This window comes from Nocardiopsis sp. LDBS0036, assembly GCF_041228755.1.
Classification (GTDB): domain Bacteria; phylum Actinomycetota; class Actinomycetes; order Streptosporangiales; family Streptosporangiaceae; genus Nocardiopsis; species Nocardiopsis dassonvillei.
Genome location: NZ_CP141103.1, coordinates 3568287 through 3593788 on the forward strand (window position 1 = coordinate 3568287; position 25502 = coordinate 3593788).

General features: G+C 72.9%; 23 protein-coding genes. 11 read left to right on the forward strand and 12 right to left on the reverse strand.

The features are described 5' to 3' along the window. Positions 1-438: 438 nt before the first annotated feature. The 3 genes from UIS43_RS15030 to UIS43_RS15040 are packed head-to-tail and all read left to right on the forward strand — an operon-like array spanning position 439 to position 3349. The gene (locus tag UIS43_RS15030; RefSeq protein ID WP_013155272.1) at positions 439-1545 is read left to right on the forward strand and encodes an iron ABC transporter permease; all 1107 of its coding nucleotides are present in this window, start codon (positions 439-441) and stop codon (positions 1543-1545) included. Next, a complete protein-coding gene (locus UIS43_RS15035; RefSeq protein WP_117197876.1) occupies positions 1545-2333 on the forward strand; it encodes an ABC transporter ATP-binding protein in 789 nt (262 codons plus the stop codon). The genes UIS43_RS15030 and UIS43_RS15035 overlap by 1 nt, the downstream gene beginning before the upstream one ends. Next, positions 2330-3349: an ABC transporter substrate-binding protein gene (locus tag UIS43_RS15040; protein WP_370010415.1), complete on the forward strand. Its 1020-nt coding sequence runs from the start codon at positions 2330-2332 to the stop codon at positions 3347-3349. Before UIS43_RS15035 ends, UIS43_RS15040 begins: the two co-directional genes overlap by 4 nt. Before the next feature lie 174 nt (positions 3350-3523). Here the strand turns inward: UIS43_RS15040 and UIS43_RS15045 are convergent, their stop codons facing one another. Both UIS43_RS15045 and betT read right to left on the reverse strand, forming a co-directional pair. After that, the gene (locus tag UIS43_RS15045; protein WP_370010418.1) at positions 3524-5680 is read right to left on the reverse strand and encodes a discoidin domain-containing protein; all 2157 of its coding nucleotides are present in this window, start codon (positions 5678-5680) and stop codon (positions 3524-3526) included. 299 nt (positions 5681-5979) lie between these two features. Then, the gene (gene betT, locus UIS43_RS15050) at positions 5980-8142 is read right to left on the reverse strand and encodes a choline BCCT transporter BetT (protein WP_370010421.1); all 2163 of its coding nucleotides are present in this window, start codon (positions 8140-8142) and stop codon (positions 5980-5982) included. A gap of 748 nt (positions 8143-8890) precedes the next feature. Here betT and UIS43_RS15055 point away from each other — a divergent pair. Continuing rightward, a complete protein-coding gene (locus UIS43_RS15055; protein ID WP_013155277.1) occupies positions 8891-9442 on the forward strand; it encodes a lytic polysaccharide monooxygenase auxiliary activity family 9 protein in 552 nt (183 codons plus the stop codon). Between the two features lie 179 nt (positions 9443-9621). Here the strand turns inward: UIS43_RS15055 and UIS43_RS15060 are convergent, their stop codons facing one another. From UIS43_RS15060 to UIS43_RS15070, 3 genes are all read right to left on the reverse strand, one after another. Continuing rightward, on the reverse strand, positions 9622-10560 hold the full coding sequence (locus tag UIS43_RS15060) for a MerR family transcriptional regulator (protein WP_370013252.1): 939 nt from the start codon (positions 10558-10560) through the stop codon (positions 9622-9624). Between the two features lie 209 nt (positions 10561-10769). Then, the gene (locus UIS43_RS15065) at positions 10770-11312 is read right to left on the reverse strand and encodes a dihydrofolate reductase family protein (protein ID WP_071622850.1); all 543 of its coding nucleotides are present in this window, start codon (positions 11310-11312) and stop codon (positions 10770-10772) included. A 234-nt stretch (positions 11313-11546) separates the two neighbouring features. Then, entirely contained in the window at positions 11547-12218 is a 672-nt protein-coding gene (locus tag UIS43_RS15070) for a TetR/AcrR family transcriptional regulator C-terminal domain-containing protein (protein WP_013155280.1), read from the reverse strand. 51 nt (positions 12219-12269) lie between these two features. On the opposite strand from UIS43_RS15070, the gene UIS43_RS15075 reads away from it, so the two are divergent. Next, positions 12270-13163 (forward strand): CPBP family intramembrane glutamic endopeptidase, encoded by an 894-nt coding sequence (locus UIS43_RS15075; RefSeq protein WP_370010424.1) that lies wholly within the window; start codon positions 12270-12272, stop codon positions 13161-13163. Positions 13164-13293: 130 nt separating this feature from the next. Here UIS43_RS15075 and UIS43_RS15080 read toward each other — a convergent pair whose 3' ends face one another. Next, positions 13294-13926, reverse strand: a complete 633-nt coding sequence (locus tag UIS43_RS15080; protein ID WP_013155282.1) for an NAD(P)H-dependent oxidoreductase — start codon at positions 13924-13926, stop codon at positions 13294-13296. A gap of 141 nt (positions 13927-14067) precedes the next feature. On the opposite strand from UIS43_RS15080, the gene UIS43_RS15085 reads away from it, so the two are divergent. Next, the gene (locus UIS43_RS15085) at positions 14068-14685 is read left to right on the forward strand and encodes a TetR/AcrR family transcriptional regulator (protein ID WP_013155283.1); all 618 of its coding nucleotides are present in this window, start codon (positions 14068-14070) and stop codon (positions 14683-14685) included. Positions 14686-14696: 11 nt separating this feature from the next. On the opposite strand, the gene UIS43_RS15090 is transcribed toward UIS43_RS15085, so the two are convergent. Beyond that, positions 14697-15794 (reverse strand): lysostaphin resistance A-like protein, encoded by a 1098-nt coding sequence (locus tag UIS43_RS15090; RefSeq protein WP_370010426.1) that lies wholly within the window; start codon positions 15792-15794, stop codon positions 14697-14699. A gap of 261 nt (positions 15795-16055) precedes the next feature. Beyond that, entirely contained in the window at positions 16056-17159 is a 1104-nt protein-coding gene (locus UIS43_RS15095) for an alkene reductase (protein WP_370010428.1), read from the reverse strand. Positions 17160-17220: 61 nt separating this feature from the next. Between UIS43_RS15095 and UIS43_RS15100 the strand changes: the two genes are divergently transcribed. Further along, the gene (locus UIS43_RS15100) at positions 17221-17613 is read left to right on the forward strand and encodes a MerR family transcriptional regulator (RefSeq protein WP_071622857.1); all 393 of its coding nucleotides are present in this window, start codon (positions 17221-17223) and stop codon (positions 17611-17613) included. 182 nt (positions 17614-17795) lie between these two features. Here UIS43_RS15100 and UIS43_RS15105 read toward each other — a convergent pair whose 3' ends face one another. Further along, the gene (locus UIS43_RS15105; protein WP_370010430.1) at positions 17796-18683 is read right to left on the reverse strand and encodes a LysR family transcriptional regulator; all 888 of its coding nucleotides are present in this window, start codon (positions 18681-18683) and stop codon (positions 17796-17798) included. Positions 18684-18791: 108 nt separating this feature from the next. On the opposite strand from UIS43_RS15105, the gene UIS43_RS15110 reads away from it, so the two are divergent. Then, the gene (locus UIS43_RS15110) at positions 18792-19247 is read left to right on the forward strand and encodes a PACE efflux transporter (protein WP_232238533.1); all 456 of its coding nucleotides are present in this window, start codon (positions 18792-18794) and stop codon (positions 19245-19247) included. Positions 19248-19390: 143 nt separating this feature from the next. On the opposite strand, the gene UIS43_RS15115 is transcribed toward UIS43_RS15110, so the two are convergent. Then, on the reverse strand, positions 19391-20560 hold the full coding sequence (locus tag UIS43_RS15115; protein ID WP_370010432.1) for a DUF418 domain-containing protein: 1170 nt from the start codon (positions 20558-20560) through the stop codon (positions 19391-19393). A 288-nt stretch (positions 20561-20848) separates the two neighbouring features. Between UIS43_RS15115 and UIS43_RS15120 the strand changes: the two genes are divergently transcribed. The 3 genes from UIS43_RS15120 (at position 20849) to UIS43_RS15130 (ending at position 23414) form a co-directional block, all read left to right on the forward strand. Then, a complete protein-coding gene (locus tag UIS43_RS15120) occupies positions 20849-21880 on the forward strand; it encodes a GntR family transcriptional regulator (protein WP_370010434.1) in 1032 nt (343 codons plus the stop codon). Between the two features lie 325 nt (positions 21881-22205). After that, positions 22206-22910, forward strand: coding sequence for an AAA family ATPase (locus UIS43_RS15125; RefSeq protein WP_071622864.1), 705 nt, complete (start codon positions 22206-22208; stop codon positions 22908-22910). 156 nt (positions 22911-23066) lie between these two features. After that, positions 23067-23414, forward strand: coding sequence for a VOC family protein (locus tag UIS43_RS15130; protein ID WP_117199162.1), 348 nt, complete (start codon positions 23067-23069; stop codon positions 23412-23414). Here UIS43_RS15130 and UIS43_RS15135 read toward each other — a convergent pair. Further along, complete coding sequence (locus UIS43_RS15135) at positions 23392-24060, reverse strand: hypothetical protein (protein WP_370010437.1); 669 nt, start codon at positions 24058-24060, stop codon at positions 23392-23394. The two genes, UIS43_RS15130 and UIS43_RS15135, sit on opposite strands and share 23 nt — an antisense overlap. Positions 24061-24478: 418 nt before the next feature. Continuing rightward, complete coding sequence (locus UIS43_RS15140; RefSeq protein ID WP_013155294.1) at positions 24479-25192, reverse strand: hypothetical protein; 714 nt, start codon at positions 25190-25192, stop codon at positions 24479-24481. Positions 25193-25502: the final 310 nt, after the last annotated feature.

Here is a 25502-nt window from a genome sequence, read left to right on the forward strand (position 1 = left end):
CGGGTAACCCGCGGGCGGCCCGTCCCGCCGCTGACCGCAGGGCGCACCAGGGCGATACGGGAGAGTCCGGCGCATCGGCGCACCGGAATCGGCTCTGCCGTCCACAGCCTTCCGGTCAGGCGCTATCGACCGAACCCGAGACGGGGGCCGTTGCCGCCCGTTCCGGCCCGCGACCGGCGGCGGGACGCCCTCCGCCCACGTCGGGGCCCCGCGATCCCGCGGAGACGTCCGCAGCGCGCACCCGCCCCGGAGGACGGCCCCGCGCGCACGCCCGAGCCGGTTTCGGACAAAGGGGTCGCCGTGTGCACACATCCGCCCCCGGCCGTTCCGACGGAACCGACTTTGCCCTAATATGAAAACCATTATCGTTTTTGCTGACCCAGCGGGAGGAGAAACCAGGTGAGGCACGTGTCCCTCCCGCCTGGCAGGACGCGCCCGATGCCCGACGACGCGGCACCCGACGGCGCGGCGTCCGGGCGGACCGGCCCGGCCGGGGTCAGATGGCTGGCCACACGGGCGGGCACGGCCACCGCCGCGGTCGTCCTCGGCGTCCTCCTCGCGGTCTCCGCGGTGCTGGCCATCGGCCTGGGATCGGCGGTGGTCCCCCCGGCCGAGACGGTGCGCTACCTGTGGGCGGCCCTGAGCGGCGGCGTGATCCAGGCAGACGAGGTGGTCCGCTACCAGATCATCTGGCAGATCCGCACCCCCCGGGTCCTGCTTGCCGCCGTCGTCGGGGCCGGTCTGGGGGTCGTGGGCGTGGCCGTCCAGGCCATGGTCCGCAACGCCCTCGCCGACCCCTACATCCTGGGGGTCTCCTCGGGCGCCTCCGTCGGCGCGGTACTGGTCAGCGTGCTGGGCGCACTGTCCGCGCTCGGTATCCACGCGGTCTCCGCCGGGGCCTTCCTGGGCGCGCTGGGCGCGACGCTGCTCGTCCACCTCGTCGCCCGCTCCCCCACGGGGGTCACCCCCCTGCGCCTGGTGCTCACCGGGGTGGCGCTCTCCTTCGGCTTCCAGGCCGTGATGAGCGTGATCGTCTACCTGGCGCCGAGCAGCGAGGCCACCGCCACCGTGCTCTTCTGGACCATGGGGAGCTTCGGCGCGGCCACCTGGAGCTCCCTGCCCGTGGTGGCCGTCGTGGTGGTCCTGGGCATCCTCGTGCTGCGCGGCCTCGCGCGCCCGCTCGACGTGCTGGCCCTGGGCGACGAGACCTCGGCGAGCCTGGGAGTGGACGCGGCCGGGCAGCGCAGGGTCCTGTTCGCGGTGACCGCGGTCATGACCGGGGCCATGGTCGCCGTCAGCGGCGCGATCGGCTTCGTCGGCCTGGTCATCCCCCACATCGTGCGGATCGCGGTGGGCGCCGACCACCGGCGCGTGCTCACCGTCGCCCCGCTGCTGGGCGCGCTCCTCATGGTCTGGGTGGACCTCTTCTCCCGCGTGGTGGTGGCCCCGCGCGAACTCCCCCTGGGCGTCATCACCGCCCTGATCGGCGTACCGGTGTTCCTCGGTCTCATGCGCCGCCGCGGCTACCTGTTCGGAGGACGATGATGGACCTGCGCCTGGACGGGCTGTCCGTCGAGCTCGGCGGCGCCCGGATCGTGGAGAGCCTCTCCCTGGACGTGCCCGCGGGACAGGTCGTGGGGCTGGTGGGCCCCAACGGCTCGGGCAAGTCCACGGCCCTGCGCTGCGTCTACCGGGCGCTGCGCCCCAGCGGCGGGACCGTGTGGGTCGGGGACGAGGACCTGTCCTCCCTGAGCCTGCGCCGGAGCGCCCAGCGGGTGGCCGCCCTGACCCAGGAGAGCGGCAGCGACCTCGACTTCACGGTGGAGGAGGTCGTCGCCCTGGGGCGCGCCCCGCACCTGCGCGGCAACCAGCCGCTCGACGCGCGCGAGCGCGACCTGTGCCGCCGGGCCATGGAGCGCCTGGAGGTGGCCCACCTGGCCCACAGGGGCGTCATGGAGCTGTCCGGGGGCGAGCGCCAGCGGGTGCTGGTGGCCCGCGCCCTGGTCCAGGAGCCCAGCGTGCTGGTCCTGGACGAGCCCACCAACCACCTGGACATCCGCCACCAGATCGCGCTGCTGTCCCTGCTCCGGGACTCGGGGCTCACCGTCCTGGTGGTCCTGCACGACCTCAACCTGGCCGCGGCGGCCTGCGACCGGATCGGTGTGCTCCACGAGGGCCGACTGGTGGCCGCGGGCGCTCCCGACCAGGTCCTGACCCCCGCCCTGCTCCTGGAGGTCTTCGGCATCGAGGCCTCCGTCGTCCCCCATCCCCTGACCGGGGACCCCCAGCTGCTGTACCGGCTGCTCCCCGCCGTCGAGAAAGGCCTCCAGTGACACACCGGACACCCCTCGGGACCCGCGCGTCCCACCGCTCGCTGCTGCCCCTGACCGCTGTGGCCGTCCTGGTCGCCGGGTGCGGAGCCCAGGTCGAGGAAGGGCAGGAGGCCTCGGCCGCGGGCACGGTCACCGTGCAGCGGTGCGGCGAGGAGATGGAGTACACCACCCCGCAGCGCGTCGTGGCCTACGAGGCCGGGAGCGCCGACAAGCTGTTCGCCCTCGGCCTCACCGACCACGTGCACGGGTACGTGATGCCCCCCGCCAACCCGCCGGTGGAGGAGTCGCCCTGGGCCGAGGAGTACGCCCGGGTGGAGTTCCTCAGCGACGACCTGCTCAACCGGGAGCTCGTCGTGGACGCCGGGGCCGACCTCGTCGTCGCCGGGTGGAACTCCGGGTTCAGCGAGGAGCGGGGCATCACCCCCGAGATCCTGGACGGTCTCGGCATCCAGAGCTTCATGCACACCGAGTCCTGCTTCAACTACCCGGGGCACCCCGAGGAGGTCACCCCCTTCGAGGGCCTGTACACCGACCTGGAGCGGCTGGGCCGGATCTTCGGGGTCGAGGACCGCGCCGGGGAGCTCGTCACCGACTACCGGGCGCGGGTGGCCGCCGTGGAGGAGCAGGCCCCCGCCGGCGACCCGGTCCCCGTGTTCCTCTACGACTCGGGCACCGACCAGCCCTTCACCGCGGGCAGCCAGGTCCCGCCCAACGACATCATCAGCCGCGCGGGCGGGGAGAACATCTTCGCCGGCCTCGACGAGCGCTGGACCCAGGTCGGCTGGGAGGCGGTGGTGGAGGCCGAGCCGGAGGTCATCATCATCCTCGACTACGGCGACCAGCCCGCGCAGGAGAAGATCGACTTCCTGACCTCGTTCCCCGCGATGGCCGAGGTCCCGGCGGTGGTCGAGGAGAACTTCTTCGTCCTGGACTACAACGAGGGCATCTCCGGTCCGCGCAACATCGACGGCCTGGAGAAGTTCGCCGAGTACCTGCGCGGTCTGGAACAGGGCTGATCCGCGCCCGCCCGCGCCGCTCCCCCTGTCCCGGGACGGCGCGGGCGGGCGCGCATCGGTCTGCGGGGACCGTCTGGAGGACCTCCGCGCCCGGGGACGGCGCGGGCGGGCACGGGTCGCTCAGCGGCGGCCGCGGCGGACCGGGGCCCGGCCGGAGCCCCCGGACGCGGCGGGTCAGTCCGCGCTCTGGGTCCGGCGCACCGCCTCCCCCGCGGCGGACGTGAGGCCGCGCGGGGTGAACGCCACCTCCCGGGCGCGGGCCGGGGTGACCACCTCGCGCAGCGCGGGGTCGGTGAGCAGGACCACCGGGGCGATCCGGTTCGGCTCCAGGGGGTACCACCCGGACAGGGCCCCCTCGACGGCGGCCCAGGCCTCGTCGGTGGCGCCGCGGGCGGCCAGCTCGCGGGCCGTGTCCAGGGCGCGCTCGAAGGCGGGCGGCTCCGGCAGCCGGCGGGAGGCCAGCCACTCCCGCCGCTCGGTCCCGCCGGAGGGGATGTCGAGGCCGGGCACGGCCCCGGCCAGGGCGCGTTCGGCGTAGGCCGCGCCGCCGGGGGTGTCCAGACCGGCGCTGTGCAGGTAGAGCGGCACCGCCTCGGCCTCGATCCGCCCGGTGCCGACCTCGGCGACCACGTGGGGGCGGTGCAGCAGGCCGCGCAGCCTGTGGTGCGCCCCCCGCACGTCGAGGAAGGCCGCGAGGACGACTTCGAGGTAGGCGGCGGCGCCCGATCCCTTCTCCCTGGCCCGGCGCAGGGCGTTCAGCGCCTCCTCCACCCGGCCCTCCAGCGCGGCGCGGCGGCCCCGGGCCAGGAGTTCGAGCGCTCCCTCCGGGTGCACCGGACGCCCCTCCGCACCGAGCAGCTCCTCGAACGAGGCGCGTTCGGCGGCCACGAGGTCGGCGAAGGAGCGGTGGCGCTCCCCCGGGCCGGGGTTCCAGCTCGACCAGGTGTAGGCGGCCCACTCCCCGTCGGGGGAGACGTCGCCCGCGTCCAGCACCCAGTCCTGGGCGTCCCCTTCGGCCGAGACCAGCAGCAGCGGTCCGACGGGTCCGCCCTCCCCCGCCACGAGGGACTCGTCCACACCGCACTCGTCCTCCAGGTCGGCCGCCCAGCCGACGGCGGCGGTGGAGCGCAGGCCGTACACGAACGCGCTCGCGGGCCCCCAGCCGTCGGAGGCCTCCAGGAAGGCGCGGTAACCGGGCGGGAGCCGCCTGCCGAGCCGCTCCTCCAGCTCCGCGATCCGCTCCTCGGGTGCGCCGTCGCAGCCCAGCCAGGAGGCGGCGCGCTGCTCCGCGGTGGTCCCGGGGAGTTCCTCCTCGGTCAGGACCCGCAGCATGTCCGCGCTGTACCCGGCCAGGTAGGCCCGCCACTGCTCGGCGGTGGCCGGGACGCGGGCCGGCAGGTCCTGAGCTATCCCCCCGTACGGGGAGGGCGCGCCGCCCGCCGTGTAGCGGTGTCCGTCGAACGCCTCGTAGGTGCGGCCCTCGGAGAAGAAGCGCACCCGGTTGAGCTGGATCTCGGAGCCGCCGCAGTTGCCGGTGATCTCCAGCCGCAGGTGCCGGTAGGGGGTGTCCGCGGCCGGGTCGGTGACGTGGAAGTCGCGGGCGTGGTGGCGGCCGGGGAAGAACTCGTCGGAACGGGTGTCGAGCGTGACCCAGGTCCGGCCGTCCGCCGACCCCTTGAGCGCCCAGTTCCGGGGGTCGCGGTCGGCGAAGTCGTTGGCGGAGACCAGGACGTAGTGCCGGACGCTGACGGGTTCGGCCATGGTGAACTCCAGCCAGTCGGCGTCGCGCCAGCTCAGCCACTTGGAGGAGGTGTCGTCGAGGAGGTTGGCGGCGACCTCGCCCGCCCGCGTGTGCTCGTTGCCCGCCCGCACCTCGCGCACCCCGCCGGTGACCTCCTCCCCGCTACCGGCCTCCTCCAGGGCGATGGTGCGCAGGGCGACCGCACCGCCGCCGCCCTCGCGGTCGGCCCAGGTGACCCGCGCGGCCGGGGAGCCGCCGTCCTCGATGAGCAGCCGCAGTTCCTCCTCCCCGTCCGCGCCCTCGACGCCGAACCTGTGGACGGGGCGGTCGGTGAGCCGCTCCACCAGCCGTCCCCGCCAGGCGTGGGACGCGCCGTCCGCGGTGGTCCGCGTGCCGGTGAACGCGGTCATGCCGGGTTCGAACCCGACCACCGCCTCCGCGCCGTCGAGGTCGCGCCAGCCGAGCTGGGCCAACGGCACGGCCCCGCCGGGTTCGAACCCGACCACCAGCCGGTGGTCGGCCAGCCACTCCCCCGTCCGGGCCCGCTGCCGTTCGGTGCGGAAGACGCGGACGGTCGGGTGCTCGTGCATGAAGGCTCCTACGGTGAGGGGGTTCGGGGAGGGCGGCCGGGGGCGCCGCCCGCGGATCCGCGAAGAGGCTACGCGTGCGGCCCGACATTTCGGATGTCACTCGGACGCCTCCCGGGCACCGCTCCCAGCCGTGCGGACCGCCCCGTCCGTCGTGGTCTCGCGCCCGTGGCGGGGTCCGACCGCCCGGACTCGCTCCAGGCACAGGATCACCGCAGGTCAAAACCCTTGCGTCACACCAGCTGTGCCACACCGGCGACGCTTCCGGCCGGACCGGATCCGGTACCCGCCGGCGAACGCTCTCAGCGCTCCTCGGTGTCCTGGACGTCGGCGGTGCCCGGCCCGTGGTCGGGAAGCGCGGAGCCCGAGGTCGCCTCCCGGTGCAGCCGCAGGAACTCCAGGTGCCGCTCGTACTCGTCGAGGATGTTGCCGATGAGCTGCTCCTTGGTGTAGCCCATCACGTCGTAGCCCTGGCTGCCCTCGGTGAGGTAGACCTCGAAGCGCACGTAGGTGTCGTGCTCGGCGAGCGAGCGCATGGCGAACGCGGGGGTGGGCACCTCCATCGGCCACACCCGGTAGCTGAACTCCTCCTCCTCGCCCATCGGCGCCCGCAGCTCCAGGTAGGCGATGCCGACGGCCTCGTCCACCCCCTCGCTCACCGACGCCTCCGCGCCGTGTTCGCGCAGCTCCTCGGCGACGTCCCGGAACGCCGGGCGGCACACGTCGCGGACGAACCGCTCGGCCGCCCGCCTGCCGGGGAAGCTCACCGCCCGCTTGATCCGCTGCCGCCAGTTGCGTTCGGGCCCCCGCCGGTCGGCCGCGGTCCGGTCCGACAGCGACGAGGACAGGGTGGTCCGGAAGGCGTCCTTGCGGAACTTCTCGACCCGCAGCGCCTTGAACAGGCCCCACATGATCACGAACATCACGAACGAGAACGGCAGGCCCATGATGATGGTCGCGCTGGTCAGCGTGTCCACCCCGCCGACCAGGAGCATGGCGAGGGTGAGCAGGCCGGTGGCCGCCGACCAGAAGACGCGCAGCCACGGGGCGGCGTCGGTGAGCGGCGTCGGCAGGTGGGAGCTGAGGTTGCCCATCACCAGCGCGCCGGAGTCGGCGGAGGTGACGTAGAAGAGCAGTCCGACGACCGTGGCCAGCCCGGCGCTGAACAGGACGCCCGGGTACTGCGCGAGCAGCGCGTAGAAGCCCTGTTCGGGGTGGTTCATGGTGGTCTCGCCGAACGCGGCGCCGCCCTCGCGCACGACGCTCAGCGCGCTGTTGCCGAAGAAGGACAGGAAGGTCAGCGTGAACAGGAGGGGGACCACCAGCGTCGCCGCCACGAACTGCCGGATGGTGCGTCCGCGCGAGATCCGGGCGAGGAACATCCCCACGAACGGAGCCCAGGCGATCCACCAGGCCCAGAAGAACAGCGTCCAGGCGTTGAGCCAGTCGGTCGGCGGGTCGTAGGCGAAGGTGTTCAGCGTCATGGAGGGGAAGCGGCTGAGGTAGTCGCCGATGTTGAGGACGAGGGCGTTGAGCAGGTAGAGGGGGTCCTCGAAGACCAGCACGTACAGCATCAGGACGACGGCGAGCACGACGTTGATCTCGGACAGCCGCCGGATGCCCCGGTCCACGCCCGCCACCGCCGACATCGTGGCCACGAGCACGGCGACGATGATCAGGCCGAGCTGGGCCGCGACGCCCTCGGGGACGCCGAAGAGGAAGTTGAGCCCGTAGTTGAGCTGCACGACGCCGATGCCGAGCGACACGGAGATGCCGAAGATCGTGCCGATGACGGCCGCCAGGTCGACCGCGTCGCCGACCGGGCCGTGGATGCGCCTGCCGATCAGCGGGTACAGGGCCGAGCGGATGGCCAGGGGCAGGTGGTAGCGGAAGGAGAAGTAGCCCAGGGCCATGCCCATCAGCGCGTACATCGCCCACCCGGTCACGCCGTAGTGGAAGAGCGTCCACACCACGGCCTGCCGCGCCGCCTCGACGGTCTGCGCGTCGCCCTCGGGCGGCGCCAGGTAGTGGCTGACCGGCCCGGAGACGGAGAAGAACAGCAGGTCGATGCCGATGCCCGCCGCGAACAGCATGGCCGCCCAGGCGAACACCCCGTAGTCGGGCTTGGAGTGCTGGGGGCCGAGCTTGACCCTGCCGTAGCGGGAGAGCGCGATGACCACCACGAACCCGAGGTAGAGGGTGGTGGCGAGGAAGTAGTACCAGCCGAACACCTCGGTGATCCACGTCACGACGGCGCCGATGGTGTTCCCGGCGTGCGTGGGCGCGACGATCGCCCAGACCGAGAGCGCGACGATCAGCGCGGACGAGCCGTAGAACACGACCGGTTTGAGGCGGCTCGGACCGCGCTCCGCCTCCTCGGGGGTCTCCGGTCCGGTTTCCGGCTCCGGCTCGGCTTCCGGCTCCGGTTCGCGGTCCGGACGGTGCTGCCCTCCGTCGGTGGCCACCGTTTCACCTCTCGTTCGTGCGGTACCGGAAGTGGCTCCCCGGGGGCGGTGCCGACGGGACGCGGATCACCGGATTACGGGATTCAGACATTCCACGGCGCCATCTTCACGGATCGTCCGTCCGTGGGCGGGCACCCCACCAACGGCGGCGTGGCGCGGGCGCGGCGGCGCGCGGACGGCTGGCCGGGGGCGTCGGCGGCGGTCGGAGCGCAGGCCGGGTGCGGCGGGCGGGCCCGGGAACCGAGTCGAACGCGGTGCCGAAACCCGTGGGCGGACCCGGTTCCGGGCAAGGAGAGGGAAGGAAACAGTGGCCTCCAGGTGAGGTCTAATGCCGCCTCCCCGCCGCACCGGGATTGGTCCACCTCCGGCCGGTGCGGACCACACACGCGGCGGGGCCGGGTCCTTCCAGCTCCCGTCCCCCCGTGTTCGGCGGCCCCTCCCGTACCGCCCGCCGAACGGCCCCGACCGGTCCTGCGGCCGGTCCGGTCGGCCCCCGCACCCGGCCGCGGCCGGGAGACCCGACTCCTCGTCACGGTCCGCTTACCGGCTTCCCCTAGCGGGAAACCCCTGTTCCAGAGGGACTCCGGACGCCGCGTCCCCAGGGACTCGACGCCCGCGGCCCTCCCCCGCAGTCACGAGCGCTCGCCTTCGCCCCGGGCAGGTACCGGCCCGGGTCTCCCCCGACGGATTCCCGCTACCGTCCCGGCCCTGCGCGCCGGGGCGCGATCCATGACCGAAGGACCCGCACATGCTGAACCGCAAGTCCGACACCCCCCGCCCCCGCAACCGGCACCGGCTCCGCACCGCGGCGGCGCTGGCCGCCGCCACCACCCTGTTCCTCGGCCTCATGCCCGCGGGCACGGCCAACGCCCACGGCTACATCTCCAACCCGATGAGCCGCCAGGCCCAGTGCGCCGCGGGCATCGTCCAGTGCGGCGGCATCCAGTGGGAGCCGCAGAGCGTGGAGGGCCCCAAGGGGCTCATGCAGTGCAACGGCGGCGTCGGCCGCTTCGCCGAGCTGAACGACAACAGCCGGGGCTGGCGGGTGACCGACGTCGGCCGCGTCCAGACCTTCGAGTGGACCATCACGGCCGCGCACTCCACCTCCACCTGGGAGTACTTCATCGGCAACCACCGTGTGGCCGTGTTCAACGACCACGGCGCCCGTCCGCCGTGGTCGTTCAGCCACACCGTGGACCTGTCGGGGTACAGCGGACGGCACACGCTGCTGGCCAGGTGGAACGTCGCCGACACCGGTAACGCCTTCTACGCCTGCGTGGACGTCAACATCCGCGCCTAGCGGCGCGGAGGCCGGTGGGCCCGCCCGGTCCGGCGGATCGCACGGCGTCCGCGACGCCGCCGCCGGGCCCGGGCGGGCCGCGTTCCCCCGGTCCCGGCGGGCGGCTCAGAACCGGTGGGCCCCTTGCCGGGCGCGGTCGCGGGCCCTCTCCACCCCCGGACCGGCGTCCGGGCCGTGCCTCAGGCGGCGGGTGAGTCCCGGGCGGACAGTTCCCCGGCCAGTTCCATACAGCGCTGCCGGGCCGGGGAGAAGTCGTAGGGCATCTTGCCGAAGGCTTCGAACGCGCTCATGGAGCCCGGCTCCCGACTGCCGGAGCCGGGGTCGGCCTCGTCATCGGCGGGAGCGGGGTGCAGAGCGTCCCAGGCGTCGAAGAGGGCGTCGTCCTCCTCCCCCAGGCCCGACTCCTCGATGACGGCGTGCAGGGTGCTTTCGAAGGCGTGCCGTTCGGCGGCCACCCGGGCCACCCGCGGATCATCGACGGCGACGCTGTCGTCGAGCGCCTCCTCGGCGTCATCGAGGCGGTCGGACTCCTCCCGCAGAGCGGGACGCGTGGCCAGGGCGATGAAGCGGCCGGCCCGGACGGCCGCGCCGAGCGGGCCGAAGACCCGCTCGGTGACCAGCAGATCGTCCAGGTCCGCCTGGCGCAGGGAGCCCTCGGGCAGGCTCTTGAGGCGCTGGGTGACGAAGTCGGAGAGCAGGCCCATACGGCTGCCTTCGGTGCGCATCCGCCGCACGGCGGCCCGCTGCCGCCGCAGTTCCGCCTCCTGATCGGCGAGGCTCTCCTCCAACCGCTCCAGGATGCCCGCGATACCGTCTGCGCCGTCGGCGTCGGCGTCGGCGTCGGCGTCGGCGTCGGCGTCGGCGTCGGCGGAAGCCGTGCCGGTGGTGAAGGAGTCGCGGATGTCGTCCAGGGCGATCCCGGCGTCGGCCATCCTGCGGATCCACAGCAGGCGGATCATGTCCTCGTACCCGTAGCGGCGGCGGCCGTCGACGCCCCGCTCGGGCTCGGGGAGCAGGCCGATCTCGTGGTAGTGGCGGATCGCCCGCGGCGTGCTGCCGACGAAGGCCGCCGCGTCGCCGATCTTGACCCGGCGGGGCGGCGTGAAGGACAGGGGCATGAGCAGGGTGGCTTTCCTCAGGGGACCGGGACGTGGGTCCACCAGACCACATGCCGCTACGGAAGGTGCAACCCCGCGCACCGCCCCGCGCCGGTGCCGGGGAACACGCCCCTCCTCCGTGACGAGCGCGGGGCCGTTCGGTCACCACCGTGCGGGGCGCGCACGGGAGCCCGAACCCGGAACAGGGCCCAGCTGTCGAAGAGCCGCGCCTACTTCCGCACGCGGAAGCGCAGCGTCGTGACGGCGCCGGACTGGGTGTTGCCGAAAGGCTCCAGATCGATCCTGCCGAGGCCCGGGGGCGTGAAGCGGACGCCGTCGCCGAGCAGCACCGGCAGGACGTACACCAGGATCTCGTCGACGAGCCCGCGCCGCAGGCACTGGGCGGCCACGTCCGCGCCGAGGATCTCCAGGTTCCTGTCGCCCGCGGCACCGCGTGCCGTGGCGACGGCCTCTTCGAGTCCGCAGGTGAGGAAGGTGACGGTGGGGTCCGGCTCTTCGGGGGGCTCGTGGGTGAGGACGAACTGCGGTCCCCCGTCGTAGGCGGTGCCCTGGTCGGGCATGCGTTTGGCGACCTCGTAGGTGCCGCGGCCGACGAGCATGGCGCCCGTGGCCGCCATGACCTCCGGGACCGCGTCCGCGGTCAGGTACTCCGAGATCCAGTCCATCGCGTGGCCGGGACCGGCGATGAAGCCGTCCAGTGACATCGCCCTGTTCACGACCACTCTGCCGGTGCCGATGCCCACGTCACTCATCCGTCTTCTCCAAGGATTCCGGCGGCCCGGAGCCGAATCCTAGCCCGGGCGGCGGGAGGGGCGAGGGCGGAAGCCGCACGCGTGTCCGCGGCGGCCCGACGCGAACGGCCGGCGTCCGGCCGCGCCGGCCGCGCGGCGTCGGGGACGTGCCCGGGTACGGAGTGAACAGCACGTCGGGGGCGCCCTCGGTCCCGGGCCGCGTGGCCGGCCCGGCGACCGTTCGCGGCCACCGCGCTAGGACCCGCGCCGCGCCCTGATGCCCGCCAGGATCAGGTCCAGCGTCTGGTCGAAGTAGGTGTTCTCCACGGCCAGGGCGTCCGCCTCCGAGACCGCGGCGGCGACGGCCTCCTCGTGCTCCTGTTCGCGGTCGGACTTCATCGCGCGCATGGCGACGGCGGAGGTGGCCGCGCCGAGGATCTGGTTCGACACCGCCCGGATGGCGACCGCCTGCGCCTCCCCGCCCCCGCCGTACTCCCCCAGCGCCTCGATGATGCGCCTCGACAGGGCGACGGCGTTCGGGCCGATCAGCGGCCGGGAGCCCGCGAACTCGGCCGCCCAGGTGTGCGCGGTCAGGGCCGCGTAGAACCGCAGGGCGGTCTCCTTGAGCGCCTCGTCCCAGGGGGCGTCCGGGGGCGGCGGCACGGAGGCGGCCCCGGCCAGGATCTCGTCCACGGCCAGGTCCACCAGGTCCTCCCGGCGTTCCACGTACCAGTACAGGCTGGTGGCGTGCACCCCGAGTTCGGCGGCGACCTTGCGCATGGTCAGCGAGGACGCCCCCTCGCGGTCGAGCAGGTCGATGGTCGCGGCGACGATGCGTTCGCGGCTGAGGGCGGGCTGGGACCGGCGTCGGCGCTGCGGGCGGTGGAAGACGCTGTCGAACTGCTGGTCGGATCCTGAGGTTGCCATGTCCAACAGGATACTGGGAATCCTACGTTGTAGGTTTCTATCCAACAGTGTATGTTTCTCGGCATGGCTACCGACAGCTCCCTCACGAGCCCCCAGACCTCCGTCCCCTCCGAGTTCCACGCCGAGGCCCCCGACCGGTCCCGCACGACGGTCGCCGACCCCCGCGGCCTCACCGCCTTCCTCGTGATCGCCTTCGCCTTCTCCTGGACCGCCTGGTGGCTCGGCACGCGCCTGCTCGGCGGCGCCGACCCGATGCCCGCCGTGATCGTCGGCAGCTTCGGGCCGATGGTGGCCGCGGCCGTCGTCACCGCGGCCACCCAGGGCCGCAAGGGCGTGGGCGCGCTCTTCCGGCGCCACTCCCTCCGGCGCAGGGGCGGCGTCATGCCCTATCTGATCACCGTGCTGGTGGTCCTGGCCCTCGCGGGCTCCGCCGCGATCCAGGTGTACCTGGGCCAGTCGACCCTGGACGAGGCCCAGCTGTGGGCGGCGCTGCCGACCCTGCCCGTCCAGTTCCTGGTCATCGCGCTGGTCGGCGGCGGCAACGAGGAGCTGGGCTGGCGGGGCTTCGCGCTGCCCCGCCTCCAGGGCGTGCTCTCCCCGCTGGCCGCGAACGTGCTGCTCGGCGCGGTCTGGGCGATGTGGCACGCCCCCCTGTTCGCCATGCCCGGCACGCTCCAGGCGCAGATGTACTTCCCCGCCTACGCCCTGCTCTGCGTCGGGTTCACGGTGGTCCTCGGCCACGTCTTCAACTCCGCCCGCGGCGGCGTGGTCGCCGCGATCGTCACCCACGCCGCGATCAACGTCGTCTCGGGCGTCAAGGCCGTGGCCGTGGGCGACCCGGCGAGCGCGCCCGAGGTCGCCATGGTCGCCCTGCTCGCGGTGCTCCTCGCGGTCTGCACCCGCGGCCGCCTGGGACTGCGCCGTTCCGACGGCACCCGGGGTTAGTCCCGGCGGGAGCCCCAGCACACCTCAGGAACCCGGACGAACGCCGCCCGGGGCCGCCGAGAACACGGATCACGTGGTCGGCGGCCCCGGGCGGGCTCGGTGTCGGGGCGGTCGGTGATGACCGGGGCCCTCAGCGCGCGGCGAGCGCCCGACCGGCCTCGCTGGCGCTGACCAGGGCCCGGTCGTGCTCCTGCTGGGCGAGGTCCTTGAGGGACTCCATGCCCGGCGTGGTCGCGGCCAGGGTGAGTTCGCGCTTGATGAGGGTCAGGTCCGCCTGCCAGATGTCGCCGACGACGCGCTCCAGGTAGGGGGTGGAGTGGTCCCAGCCCTCGCGGGGGGTGCCGGGGCCGTAGCCGCCGCCCAGGGTGGTGGCCAGCACGGTGGGGGTGTCCTTCAGCAGCGGGGTGGTGGCGCCCGCGCCCGCGATGACCAGGTCGGCCCAGGCCTTGAAGTGCTGGGAGACGCCGAAGTTGTACAGCGGCACGGCCAGGACCACCGCGTCGGCCTCCTGGAGTTCGGCGGCCAGTTCGGCCGCCAGGGCCAGAGCCCGGACCTGTTCGGGCGTGCGGTCGGCCTCGTCCGTTCCGGCGCCGATGGTGGCCAGGGCCCAGGCGTCGGCGGGCAGCGGGTCGGTGCCCAGGTGGCGGCGGTTGACGGCGCCCCGCGGGTGGGCGGCGGCCCATTCGGCCTCGACCCGGTCGGCGATCTCGGCGCTGCAGGAGACGGTCGGCAGGATGCTGGCGTCCAGACGGAACAGGTTCATCGGGCTCTTCCCCCAAGGGTGTTCGGGTTCGCGGTATGCGGAGCACGGCCACACGGCCGGACGGTCCAGCTGTCCGGGTGACCCTCGCACCACTATAAACGGACTTTACCCCGCTTAGTGTTCCCGAGGTAGATTGTCCGTGTGACTTCGCCCCTGGTGCCCTTCGGGAAGGAGCGCGGCGAACGCGCGGACGCCGCGCGCAACCGCGAACGCCTGCTGGAGACAGCCCGCGCGATGATCGCCGAACACGGAACACGGCAGGTGACCATGGACGGCCTCGCCGAACGCGCGGGGCTGGGCAAGGGCACCGTCTTCCGCCGCTTCGGCAGTCGCGCGGGCATCTTCGTGGCCCTGCTCGAAGACGCCGAGCACCGCTTCCAGGAACAGGTGCTGTCCGGACCGCCGCCGCTGGGACCGGGCGCCGACCCCGCCGAGCGCCTGGTCGCCTACGGGTGCGCCCGCATCCCCTTCCTGCTGGAGCACCACGCGATCGCCCGGGCCGCCGTGGACCGCTCCCTGCCGGTACCGGCGGGCGCTGTCGGTATGACCCAGCCCCACATCCGCATGCTCCTGGGCCTGGCCGGTCTGCCCGCGGACCGGGTGTACGGCCTCTCCGTGCAGCTGACCGCCGCGTTGGAGGGTCCTCTCGTGCTGTACATGTCGACGGACGAGGTCGCCGCCCCTCCTCCGGAGCCGGACGCCCCCAACCCCCTGATCGACGGCTGGAGGTTCCTCGTCGAACGCCTCCTCGGGGACTGACCGGCCACTCCTCACCTCACGGTTGGGACCCACCCGGGCCGCGCGTCCGGCTGGACCCGGGCGGACCGCGTGTCCGGCTGGGTTCGCAAGGGCCCGGGGGTCAGGGCCGGTCCCGTCCGGCGCGTACGCAGGAACACCACGAGCGCGATCACGACGGCGGTGACGGCGGGCACGAGCATGATGGGCGACCCGGTGCCCGCCGACCGGTCCATGACGGAGGCGCCGAGGTCGATCTGCAGGACGATGCAGATGAGGAAGGTGAGCGTGTTGAGCAGCCCGTGGATGACGATCGGGATCTCGATCCCGCCGGTGCGCCAGGTGATGACGGCCAGGCTGAGGGAGAGCAGGAAGTACCAGATGTTGATCCACGGGTCACCCGCGCCGTGGATGGTCGTGAACAGCAGGCTGGAGACGACGACGGCGAGGACCAGTCCCACCCGCGGCCCGCGGCTCCAGCTCCCGGCGACCTGGAAGGCCAGCCCGCGCAGGCCGTACTCCTCACCGGCCGCCTGGAGGGGGACCAGCAGCAGGGTGAGGACGAACATGGCGACCAGATCGGCGAGGGGCCAGTCCTTCTGAACGGGGGGTGTCCAGACGTTCATGACGGTGACGGCGATCAGCCAGAAGGGGCCGATGAACAGCAGCGCCCGGCCGAGCACTCCGAATCGGAAGCGCGAGAGCACCGAGTGCTGGGAGGCCCCCCTGACTCCGTAGAGCAGCCGCTGGATGAGCATGCTCAACGGGATGAGCATGGCGAGTCCGAGCATGCCCGAGGCGTGGTAGACCGGCGTGTAGTCGGTGCCGCCCGCCGCCGGGTTGGTCCTGCCCATCTGCCCGTCCATGAACGCGGAGGCCTCGGCGAAGGCGTAGCTGATGGCGAACAGCCCCACGAGCAGGAGCACGATCGCGAGGACGCCGCGCAGGACGCGGCGCTTGTCCCCGGCGAGCATGCGGTGGTACTCCACCCCCGGCGGGACGGGACGCGGGCCCCGGCGGCGCGAACGGTGCCCGGACGGACCGGCTGACGGGTCCGCGTCCGGAGCGGGAAGGAAGGCGTCGGTCGGCGGAGGGGCCGACCAGGCGTGGTGACGGTCGTCGTTGGGGTTCATGCTCCCGAACCTAGGCCGGAGCAGTTCTGTCACTGAGTGTCACCGGTCACGGGTTTTCCGCGCACTCCGCACGGGACGGGCATGACGGATGTCATGCGCCGACGGAGTCCGTGACCCGACCAGGCGACCGGTGACGGGCGCACAGGCCCGACGGCCGCCCCGCCAAGGTCCGTCACCGTCGCGGAGCCGGGCGGTCGGGCGACTGGGCACCGGGCCAGTCGGGCGCGGGACAGCCGGACACGGGGACGGCCGGGGACAGGATCAGCCGCCCAGTGCCGGGTAGTCCGTGTAGCCGGTGGCCCCGCCCACGTACATCAGGTACCTGTCGCGCACCGGGTTGACCGGCGCCCCGGTGCGGATGCGCTCGACCAGGTCGGGGTTGGCCAGGAAGGGCCGGCCCAGGGCGACCAGGTCGGCCCCGGCCCGGAGCATGCGCTCGGCGGCGTCCCGACCGCCGTCCGCGGGAATCTCCCCGCCGGGCAGCACCGGGTTGCCGATCAGGGTGCGCGACCAGCGTGAGCGGATCCGCTTCCACACGGAACTGTCGGGGTCGGCGAAGGCCACGTGCAGGTACACGGGCCCCAACGCGTCCAGGCGGGTGGTCAGTTCCGGGTAGAGGGCGGCGATGTCCTCGTCGGTCTCCGCGATGCCGTTGGCGGTGTTGCCCGGGGAGACGCGCACGCCGACGCGGTCGGGACCGACCTCCGCGACGACGGCTTGGACCACCTCCAGGACGAAGCGCATCCGGTTCTCGGGAGCGCCGCCGTAGGCGTCCCGGCGCCGGTTGGTGCCCGGGGTCAGGAACTGGTGGAGGAGGTAGCCGTTGGCGGCGTGCACCTCCACGCCCAGGAACCCGGCCTCCACGGCCCGGCGGGCGGCGGAGGCGAAGTCGGCGACGGTGGTGGCGATGTCGTCCCGGCCCATCTGCCGGGGCGTCACCGCGGGCTGGCGTCCGCCGGGGGTGTGGATGGTCCCGGGCAGGGCGATCGGTGAGGGCGCCAGCGGGGTCAGGCCGCTGGTGTCGGGGTGGCCGACACGGCCGCCGTGCTGGATCTGGGCGAACATGCGCCCGCCCGCCTCGGCCACGCGTCGGTTGACCCGCCGCCAGCCCTCGGTGTGCTCGGGGCGGTACAGGGCGGCGATGTCGGGGTAGGTGCGCCCGACCCTGCTGGGCGTGGAGGCCTCGGCGATGATCAGACCGGCCGAGGCCCGCTGGGCGTAGTACTCGGCCATGAGCTCGCTCGGGGTACCCGAGGGCTCGGCGCGGTTGCGGGTCATGGGGGCGATCACGAGCCGGTTGGGCAGGTCGGTGCCGGCGAGGCGCGCGGGGCTGAGAAGCGGGGAGGCTGTTTCCTTGGCGTTCATGCGGATACCGTAGGAGTTGACACCAATGTCAGATTCAAGCGCGAGGAACGTGAGGTGCGTCATGCGCATCGGTGAGCTGGCCCGGCGCAGCGGGGTGAGCCCGCGTTCGCTGCGCTACTACGAGCAGCAGGGCCTGTTGGCCTCCGAGCGCACCCCGGGCGGGCACCGCGAGTACGCCGAGGCCGCGGTGGACCGGGTGGTGCGGATCCAGGAGCTGTACGCGGCGGGGCTGTGCAGCGCCAAGATCGTGACGCTGCTGCCGTGCATGCGCGACGCCGACGGCGGGCCAGCGGCCACGGCCGACGCCCACCTGGTCCGCGAGCTGAGGACCGAGCGCGAGCGCATCGACCGGATGATCGCGGACCTGCGGCGTTCCCGGGAGCTGCTCGACGACGTCATCGCCTCCGCCGAGGGCGACGAGACCGAGGAGGGTTCCCTCACCGGCCGCCGCTGACTGAACTTCCCGCCCGCGGACGCCGGAAGCTCGGCGGGGATCGGCGGGGAAGCCCGGCCCGTCGCGGTCACGGCCCGCTGGCATCGAATCCGTCCGCCCCGCCCGAGGGCTCGGCGAAGCGCTCCCCGACCACGCGCTGGAGGCGGTTCCCGTTCCCCGTGCCGGACCCCGCTTCCGGCCGGTCAGCGGTGGTCGCGGCTCATCAGCGCGACGACCTCCCCGGCGGCCCGGCGCAGCGGCCTCCTGCGCAGCCACACCAGGTGCACCGGCATCGCCAACCCGTTCTTGAGGTTGACGAACTCCAGCACCCTCACCCTCCCGGCCGCGACCGCCTGCCGCACCTCCCCCAGGGGCAGGTTGGCCCATCCCGCGCCGCGTTCCACGAGCCCCAGCGCGGCCTCCACCGAGTCCACGTGCCACCGGGCGTCGGAGACCAGGAGCCGACGATCGGCGACCGCGTCGTCGGGACCGGCGACCACGATCTGGCGGCTGGCGCCGAGGTCCTCCAGGCGCCGCAGGTCGGCGGGCAGGCCGGGGGTGTCCGCGGTGGCCGAGACCACCGCCACGAAGACCTCGTCGGTCACGTTGGTGAAGACCTCCTCCCGGTCCACGTCCGGGGCCGCGGCCAGCAGCGCCAGGTCGGCCCGCTCCCGGTGCAGCATCTCCCGGACCCCGTCCTGGGGCGCCCGGAGCAGGTTCACGCGCAGCAGGGGGTAGCGGTCGCCGACCCGGGCCAGGGCGTCCAGCAGGTCCCGGTCCGGAACACCGGCGGCCACGGCGACGGTGAGCGTGCTCTCCAGGTCCCGCGACAGCTCCACGGCGTGGACCTGCAACAGCCGCAGTCTGCTGGCGACGGACCGTGCATGGGGCACCAGGGCCAGGGCCCGCGGGGTGGGCACCGCCTCGCGGCGCGACCGGTCGAACAGGGGGTAGCCGAGTTCGGCCTCGATGTTGGCGATGCCCATGCTCACGGCGGAGGGCACCCGGCGCAGCGCGCGGGCCGCGCCGGAGAAGGAGCCGTGGTCGACCACGGCCAGGAACAGCTCGATGCCGTCGCTGGAGAGAGCCATACAATTGTCAGCTTTTCTGAAGGGACCTGACTTTTCTGTTCAGTAGTCCTGAATATAACGTCTTCCCCCGTTGACCGACGGAACGGGAGTGTGTGTGCTGTGCAAGGTGTGAAGCGCAAGCTGGTCTACGTGGGCGGATACGAGATCCTGGGGCTCGCGGTGGGCACCGCGGTGATGTCCCTGCTGACGGGCGAGTCACCGGCCACCACCGGACCCCTGGCGCTCATGATCACCTGTGTGGCGACGGTGTGGAACCTGGTCTTCAACTACCTGTTCGAGGCGTGGGAGCGGCGCCAGCGCGACCGCACGCGCACCGTGCGCCGGCGCGTCCTGCACGCGGTGGGCTTTCAGCTGACCCTGGTGTGCTTCCTGATCCCGCTCATCGCGTGGTGGCTGGAGATCACGCTGTTGCAGGCGTTCGTGCTGGACCTGGTGTTCATCGTCTACATCCCGTTCTACACCTTCGCCTACAACTGGGCGTTCGACAGGATCTTCGGCGTTCCCAGCTCGGCGGTGAACGAGGTCGGGCAGGAGGAGCGGGTCGGTTCCGGGCGTTCTGACTGAGGCACGCCCGTCGCACGCGCGCACGCGGAACCTGTACCGGTGGCCTCCTTTCGGCGAGCCGTCTTCCGGAGCCGTCGACACCGCCGCGGGGCCGGTCGGAGGAGGAATCCGCCGACCGGCCCCGCCCGGGAGGGCCGGACAGTTCAGCGCGACCCGTAGGTGAGGCGGCGCAGCGCCACCTCGGCGGGTCCGCGCACGCCCCGGCGGCGCATGAGGTCGGCGAGCAGCACCGTGGCCAGCCACACGGCCACCGCGACGCCCGCGCCGACGGCGGGCGACGTCATGTGCAGGTCGAGCGTGTAGGAGGAGAACAGCACGGCCCAGGCCACGGACTGGGCCAGGTAGAAGGTCATGGAGCGCTGTCCGAGCGCGGCCAGGGCGTCGGTCACCGGCCCCTCTCGGCCCGTGAGGCGGACCGCGACCAGGGCGATGAGCGCGGCGTAGCCCAGCGCGCCCGCGTAGCCGCTCACCTGGTGCAGTGCCGTGGCGGCGACGAGGTCCCCGGTCGTGGCGCCGGTCCACACCTCCGCCTTGTCCAGGGCCAGGGGGAGGCCGCCCAGCGCCGCCAGGGGGATGCCCGCGAACGCGGTGGCGCGCAGCAGCCGCAGGTGCTCGTGGGGCCGCTCCAGGATCCGGTGCCGGGCCGCGAGGACACCGATCAGGAACGGGACGAGCGTGCTGGCGAACATCACCACGGCCAGGACCGAGAACAGGGTCACCCGGAAGAGGAGTTCGTCCGCGAACCCGTCGGGCATCAGCGGCATGCCCTGTCCTGTCACGGTGTCCTCGGCGGCGATCAGGGCGTGCACGGCCGCGGCCACGGGCAGCCAGGCCGCCGCCAGGATCACCAGGGTCCGGTCGCGCAACCGCAGGACGCCCACCAGGGCCAGCGTCACCAGGCCGTAGACGGCCAGGATGTCGGCGGGGAAGAGCAGCACCGTGTGCGCCAGACCGAAGGCGACCATCCACAGGCCGCGTCGGCGCAGCAGGCCGCGGGTCCGGGGCCAGTCCTGCCCCTGTTGGCCGCGGCGGCGGTGGATCCGGGCCAGGCCGTACCCGAACAGGGCAGCGAACATGGGGTAGCTGCGCAGGTCGACGAACATGACCGTGGCCGCGGTGGTGAGCTGGTCGGCGGGGTTGGGAGCGCCCTGCGGGCCGCCGATGAACACGGTGAACAGGTGCGTGTGGGCGAGCGCGATGAACAGCAGCATGACGCCGCGGGCCAGGTCCGGGGCCAGGGAGCGGCGGTCGAGCGGGAGCGGGTGGTCGGGGGCCGGAGCCGTGCGGGGCTCCGGGGTGGACGTGTGGGACATGGTGGCCTCCGAAAGGGCCGTGGGCTCCGATGGACGGCGTACGCGCCGAGGCGCGCACCGGGACGCACGTCGGAGCGACGCACTGCGCGTACAACGTATACACAGCACACCCCCTGTCGCAAACCCTTCAAAGTGCAGATTTAAGACCAACAGCACTAGTGCACATGCCTAGTGCACCAGGGATCGAAAGGGGCTCCCCCGGGTCACCCCAGCGCCTTCGACGAGGCAGCCTGGACCCCGCCGTGCACTAGTACACTCGGAGTAGCGCGACAGGAGCGGAAGGGGTCAGTGGTGTCCACGACCGGAAAAAAGGAACTGCCGCCCTACGCGCGGGTCGTCACCGACATCCGCGCGCGCATCGGCTCCGGTGAGCTGCGACCGGGCGAACGGGTGCCCTCCACCCGGGAGATCATGCGCGAGTGGGGGGTGGCCATGGCCACCGCCACCAAGGCGCTGGCCGCCCTGCGCCAGGAGGGCCTGGTCGAGGCGGTGCGCGGAGTGGGCACCCTCGTGCGCGGCGCACCCGCCTCCGCACCGGAGCCGCAGAAGCCCCAGCGGCAGCGGGAACGCCCGCGTCCGGCGCGGACGGAAGACCCGGAAAGCCACCGTCCGGCCGCCGAGACCGGCGGCCTCGCCCGGGAGGCCATCGTGCGGGCCGCGATCACCATCGCCGACGCCGAGGGGATCGACGGCCTGTCCATGCGCAGGGTCGCCACCCAGCTGGGGGTGAGCACCATGGCCCTGTACCGCCACGTCGCGAACAAGGACGCACTGGTGACGGCGATGATCGACCAGGTCTACACCGAGCACGCCCTGCCCGACCCGCCGCCCGCAGACTGGCGCGAGGCGCTCGAACTGGCGCTGCTGACGGAGTGGGGCATCTACCGGGCACACCCCTGGGCCGTCCAGTTGACCCCGCTCGCCGGAGCGGTCCAGTCGCCCGGGCTGGTGCAGAACGCCGAGTGGATGATGCGGGTGATCACCGGCCAGGGGCGCTCGCCGGACGAGGCCATGGCGATCCTCACCTTCGTGTCCGCCTACACCTCCGGCATGGCCCTCCAGGGCACGCGCGCGGTAGTGGAGGGGTACGAGTCCGGGATGGACGCCGAGCACTGGTGGAGGTCCCGGGGCGAGGAGTTCCTGCGGATCGCCGAGCAGGGCGGGTTCCCCCTGACGTTCAGCGTCTCGGGGCCGACCGACGTGCACGCGATCTTCGAACTCGGCATGAAACACCTGCTGGACGGGCTCACGCCGCTGATCGAATCGGGAGGCCGACCCGCGGGCGGGGGCCTCGCGGGTCCGACGGGCACACCCCGGTGAGCCCGCGAAGGGGTCCCGACGGGCGTCCCGCGAGCGCCGCGGGGTACACCTGAACACGGGGGGATTCCTACCTGTGCGACACCGTGGACGACCGCTTCCGCCCGGCCCGCGGCGGCAACCCGGCCGACGAGAGGAACCGGAGGCGTTCCGAGGTGGCGGCATCACTACAATCACCAGCGGTCCGACAACGCGATCGGCGGTCCTCCCGCCCTCCGCGGCACCAACCTCTCAGGTAAGTGCACAGCAGCGCCATGACGTCGGTGACGCGGCCGCTGTGGAGCCGCACCCCACCGGCGCCCAGGTCGGCTTTGAGGAGCTACCGAAGATGTCCCAGGGTCTGGTGCGGTACGCACCCTCGGTGAACGACGCGAGGGTGCGCGGGGCGGTCTACCCCCGACGCTCCCTGGTGGTGGTCACCGGGGTGCCCGGCGCCGGCAAGAGCACGCTGCTGCGGCGGCTGTTCGGTCTGCGCGGGGACGAGGACCGGACCGTAATCGCCGCGGACGGTGTGCGGGTGATCGACTCGCTGCAGTCGCGCTACCGGCTCCGGGCGCTGCTCGGCCGCGCCCCCTACCCGCTGTGGCGCTGGGTGGTGCACGTACTGCACCTGGCCCGGGTGGCCGCGGCGCTGCGCGGCGGCCCCGTGGTGGTGCACGAGTGCGGGACCCGGCGCTCGGTCCGCGTGCTGCTCGCCCTGCTCTGCCGACTGCGCCGGTACGAGGTCCACGTGCTGATGATCGACGCCACCCCGCAGGAGGCCCGGAGCGGGCAGGCCGCCCGGGGCCGGCGGGTGACCGCGCGCAGCCACCGGACGCACTCGCGGCGCTGGCGGCGGCTGCGCGCGGCCACCCGGCGCGGGCCGAGGGCGTTCGCGCCGGGCGCGCGCAGCCTGCTCGCACTCGACCGGCGCCGGGCGCGGGAGCTGGCCTGGATCCGCTTCGGTTCCGGCCCGGTCGCCCGCGGTCCCCTACGCACCGCGGAGGAACCACCACCCGCCCAGATCGAACGCGTGATGTCCGGTACCCCGTGACCCCGGCCGGTCGGCTTCGCCTCCGCGCGTGCGTGGTCCGGAGGGGCGGAGCGTCCCCCGCCCCGGCCGTCACGGAAAAGCGCTTGCGGCGGTGGTTGCACCGTAGTACCTGTGGGAGCGTCCCGGAGGCAGGTTCGTTCCCACCTGGAGTCGTCGATGGCCGTTCGCCGCGTGGTGCCCGACATTCGGTCGGAGGCGCTGCGGGAGAGCCGGGAGTTCTACGGCCTGCTGGGCTTCGAGGAGGTCATGAACCACGGTTGGATCATGACGCTCGCCTCCCCGTCCTCTCCGGCCGCACAGGTCAGCTTCGTGACCGATGACAAGACCGGCCTGGTCGTCCCCGACATGAGTGTCGAGGTGGACGACGTGGACGCGGCCTACGCGGCCGTGCGGGACAGCGGCGCGGAGATCATCCACCCTCTGCAGGACGAGGAGTGGGGCGTGCGACGGTTCTTCGTCCGCGACCCCAACGGCCGGGTGGTCAACGTCCTGGACCACCACTGACAGCACCCCACACACCCGTCCGCCAGTACGGCACACCCCACTCCCGGGCGACCGTGGCCAGGGAGACGCCCTCCAGGCGGGTGCGGCCGATGATCTCGGCCTCGTCCGGGGTGATCACGTCGTGGCGGGCAGCCCGGCAGAGGACCGTGTCCGGCGTTCCGGTGGGGACGATGGCGGTGACGGGCGGTTCGGCCATGAGGAGCGGCTGACGCAGCGCGGCGGTCCGGGCCCGAAGGCCCGCGCGCTGGGCGCGGCAGCGCAGCGCCCAGTGCAGGCGGTGCCAGGCGGTGTCGGCCTCACGGACGGCGTGGACGAAGCCCGCGAGGAGCTCCTCCTCCACCTCCTCGACGGTGCGCGGGTCCAGGCCCCGGCACAGGCGGCGGGCGCAGGTGCGCAGCGCGGGCATGGCGAAGCCGATCGCGGCGACCATCCACTCCTCGCGGTCCTGTGCGCGCACGACCAGGTTCCGCCAGACGTCGTCGCGCGAGCGGCGGTCGGTGGTGCGGTCCAGGAGTGCGGCGCGCAGCTCGACCGGGGTGGTGGGAGGGGTGTCGGTGGCGGGGACGAGCTGCGCCGCGAGGTCGGCGACATCGAGGTCGAGGAGCTGGAACTCCCTCTCGGCGCGGTTGAGCGGTTCGGTCGTCATGGGTCTGTTCCCTTCGCGGGCCGTGTCGGTGATGACGCGGACCAGGAAAGGAAGCCCGGCTGACGGCGGGCGCACGGAGGGCTCACGGTCGGCGAGCGGAAGGTGGGCGGGGTGCTGGCGGGGAGCTGACACGAGGCGCGCGGATGCGGGGGTGGGGCGGGCGGACTCTTCTCAGCGGCTGTCCGCTGACAGCACCGGAAACAGGCTCCGGCCAGGGATGACAGCGTTGGCGGGAGTGCTGACAGCGGGAGCGTCAGGTGCTGTCAGCGTCCGCCTTGGCCGAACCACGACCGAATTTCCGAGAGCGGCGAATGGGCGATGCGCTGACAAGGGCACCCTGTTCTCGCCCGTGGCTGGCGCCGCGTAGCCACGTCTACTGGAGACGCTCCGGGCGCACCTCGTAAGGGGGCGGCATCGCTCAGGCCTCCCGCAACTGGTCGATCTCTCCCTGGAGTTGCTGAATCAAGGCGATCATTTCGCCGCGGCTCAGGTCGTAATTGCTCTTGATCCTCCAGGTTCGTTTCATCTGCTGCTTCGCGTCCTCCTTGGCCTCGGGGGTGGTGGCGGCTTCAGCCGCCCGCATGTATGCGGCTGCGGCGCGGTTGGCGGTCCCTCGAAGGGTCTCGAAGATCACTACCTCGGGGGTTTCCGGGTCGTTCAGGGTGGTGTTGTCCACGGTCGTCTCCTCTTGTCGGGGGGCGCGGACGCGCAGGGTCTTTCCGTCATGTGCCGCGTACTCTCCGGGCGCGATGAGTTCGCCGTCAGCCAGGGCGATGCCGGTCAGGTCGAGTTCGGTGAACGCCAGCACCGGCAGGCGGCGGATGAGGGCGGCTGCTGTGGTCTGGTCCACCAACACCGCCAGCAGGTTCTTGTGGTGCGTCAGCCCCTGGGGGCCCTCGACGGCAGCACGGGTGCGGGTCACTCCCCAATGGGCGCGAGCTTCGCGCACCCCCTGCCCTCTCACAGGTGCCAGTCCGGCCTCGGCCAGGAGGCCGGGTGGAACCAAAGCTCCGTCGGGATTCCCGCTGTCGGTGATGACGAGGATGCCGCCGGTGTCGTGCACCCATGCCATGCGGCGTCCCAGGGTGTCGCGGACTCGGTCCGACGGCAGGTACTGCGTTCGGGTGTCCATCCCGCCCCTCTATTGTGTCCCTAGCCCTACACAAAAAGTGTAGGCCCATGTACACAATTCGTCGAGGGGGAATCAACTCCGTTCTGGACCTTCGGGCTCCAGGCCACTGCGGGCGCGGTTCTGCTCTTCTGGGACCGAGCCGCCACCGGCCGGGGCCCCGACCGCGAGGCCTGCGTTGCCCGGTGAGCCGCTGGGTCCAACGCCCACTGCGGAAGCCGCTCAGCGTCCCCCCGAGATCCACAGCTCGGTCGCGGCACCTGCTGCTCGTGAGCAGCACACTCGATCTCCGCCTGCTCGGCACGGGCCTGGG

What these genes read in the sequence shown, in the direction of transcription:
- UIS43_RS15065 (WP_071622850.1), bottom strand. Translation starts at nt 11,312, where the DNA reads ATGAGTGACGTGGGCATCGGCACCGGCAGAGTGGTCGTGAACAGGGCG.
- UIS43_RS15080 (WP_013155282.1), bottom strand. Translation starts at nt 13,926, where the DNA reads ATGAACCTGTTCCGTCTGGACGCCAGCATCCTGCCGACCGTCTCCTGC.
- UIS43_RS15075 (WP_370010424.1), top strand. Translation starts at nt 12,270, where the DNA reads ATGTTTCTCGGCATGGCTACCGACAGCTCCCTCACGAGCCCCCAGACC.
- UIS43_RS15045 (WP_370010418.1), bottom strand. Translation starts at nt 5,680, where the DNA reads ATGCACGAGCACCCGACCGTCCGCGTCTTCCGCACCGAACGGCAGCGG.
- UIS43_RS15115 (WP_370010432.1), bottom strand. Translation starts at nt 20,560, where the DNA reads ATGTCCCACACGTCCACCCCGGAGCCCCGCACGGCTCCGGCCCCCGAC.
- UIS43_RS15090 (WP_370010426.1), bottom strand. Translation starts at nt 15,794, where the DNA reads ATGAACCCCAACGACGACCGTCACCACGCCTGGTCGGCCCCTCCGCCG.
- UIS43_RS15030 (WP_013155272.1), top strand. Translation starts at nt 439, where the DNA reads ATGCCCGACGACGCGGCACCCGACGGCGCGGCGTCCGGGCGGACCGGC.
- UIS43_RS15070 (WP_013155280.1), bottom strand. Translation starts at nt 12,218, where the DNA reads ATGGCAACCTCAGGATCCGACCAGCAGTTCGACAGCGTCTTCCACCGC.
- UIS43_RS15125 (WP_071622864.1), top strand. Translation starts at nt 22,206, where the DNA reads ATGTCCCAGGGTCTGGTGCGGTACGCACCCTCGGTGAACGACGCGAGG.
- UIS43_RS15100 (WP_071622857.1), top strand. Translation starts at nt 17,221, where the DNA reads ATGCGCATCGGTGAGCTGGCCCGGCGCAGCGGGGTGAGCCCGCGTTCG.
- UIS43_RS15105 (WP_370010430.1), bottom strand. Translation starts at nt 18,683, where the DNA reads ATGGCTCTCTCCAGCGACGGCATCGAGCTGTTCCTGGCCGTGGTCGAC.
- UIS43_RS15130 (WP_117199162.1), top strand. Translation starts at nt 23,067, where the DNA reads ATGGCCGTTCGCCGCGTGGTGCCCGACATTCGGTCGGAGGCGCTGCGG.
- UIS43_RS15060 (WP_370013252.1), bottom strand. Translation starts at nt 10,560, where the DNA reads ATGCCCCTGTCCTTCACGCCGCCCCGCCGGGTCAAGATCGGCGACGCG.
- UIS43_RS15135 (WP_370010437.1), bottom strand. Translation starts at nt 24,060, where the DNA reads ATGACGACCGAACCGCTCAACCGCGCCGAGAGGGAGTTCCAGCTCCTC.
- UIS43_RS15140 (WP_013155294.1), bottom strand. Translation starts at nt 25,192, where the DNA reads ATGGACACCCGAACGCAGTACCTGCCGTCGGACCGAGTCCGCGACACC.
- UIS43_RS15095 (WP_370010428.1), bottom strand. Translation starts at nt 17,159, where the DNA reads ATGAACGCCAAGGAAACAGCCTCCCCGCTTCTCAGCCCCGCGCGCCTC.
- UIS43_RS15035 (WP_117197876.1), top strand. Translation starts at nt 1,545, where the DNA reads ATGGACCTGCGCCTGGACGGGCTGTCCGTCGAGCTCGGCGGCGCCCGG.
- UIS43_RS15055 (WP_013155277.1), top strand. Translation starts at nt 8,891, where the DNA reads ATGCTGAACCGCAAGTCCGACACCCCCCGCCCCCGCAACCGGCACCGG.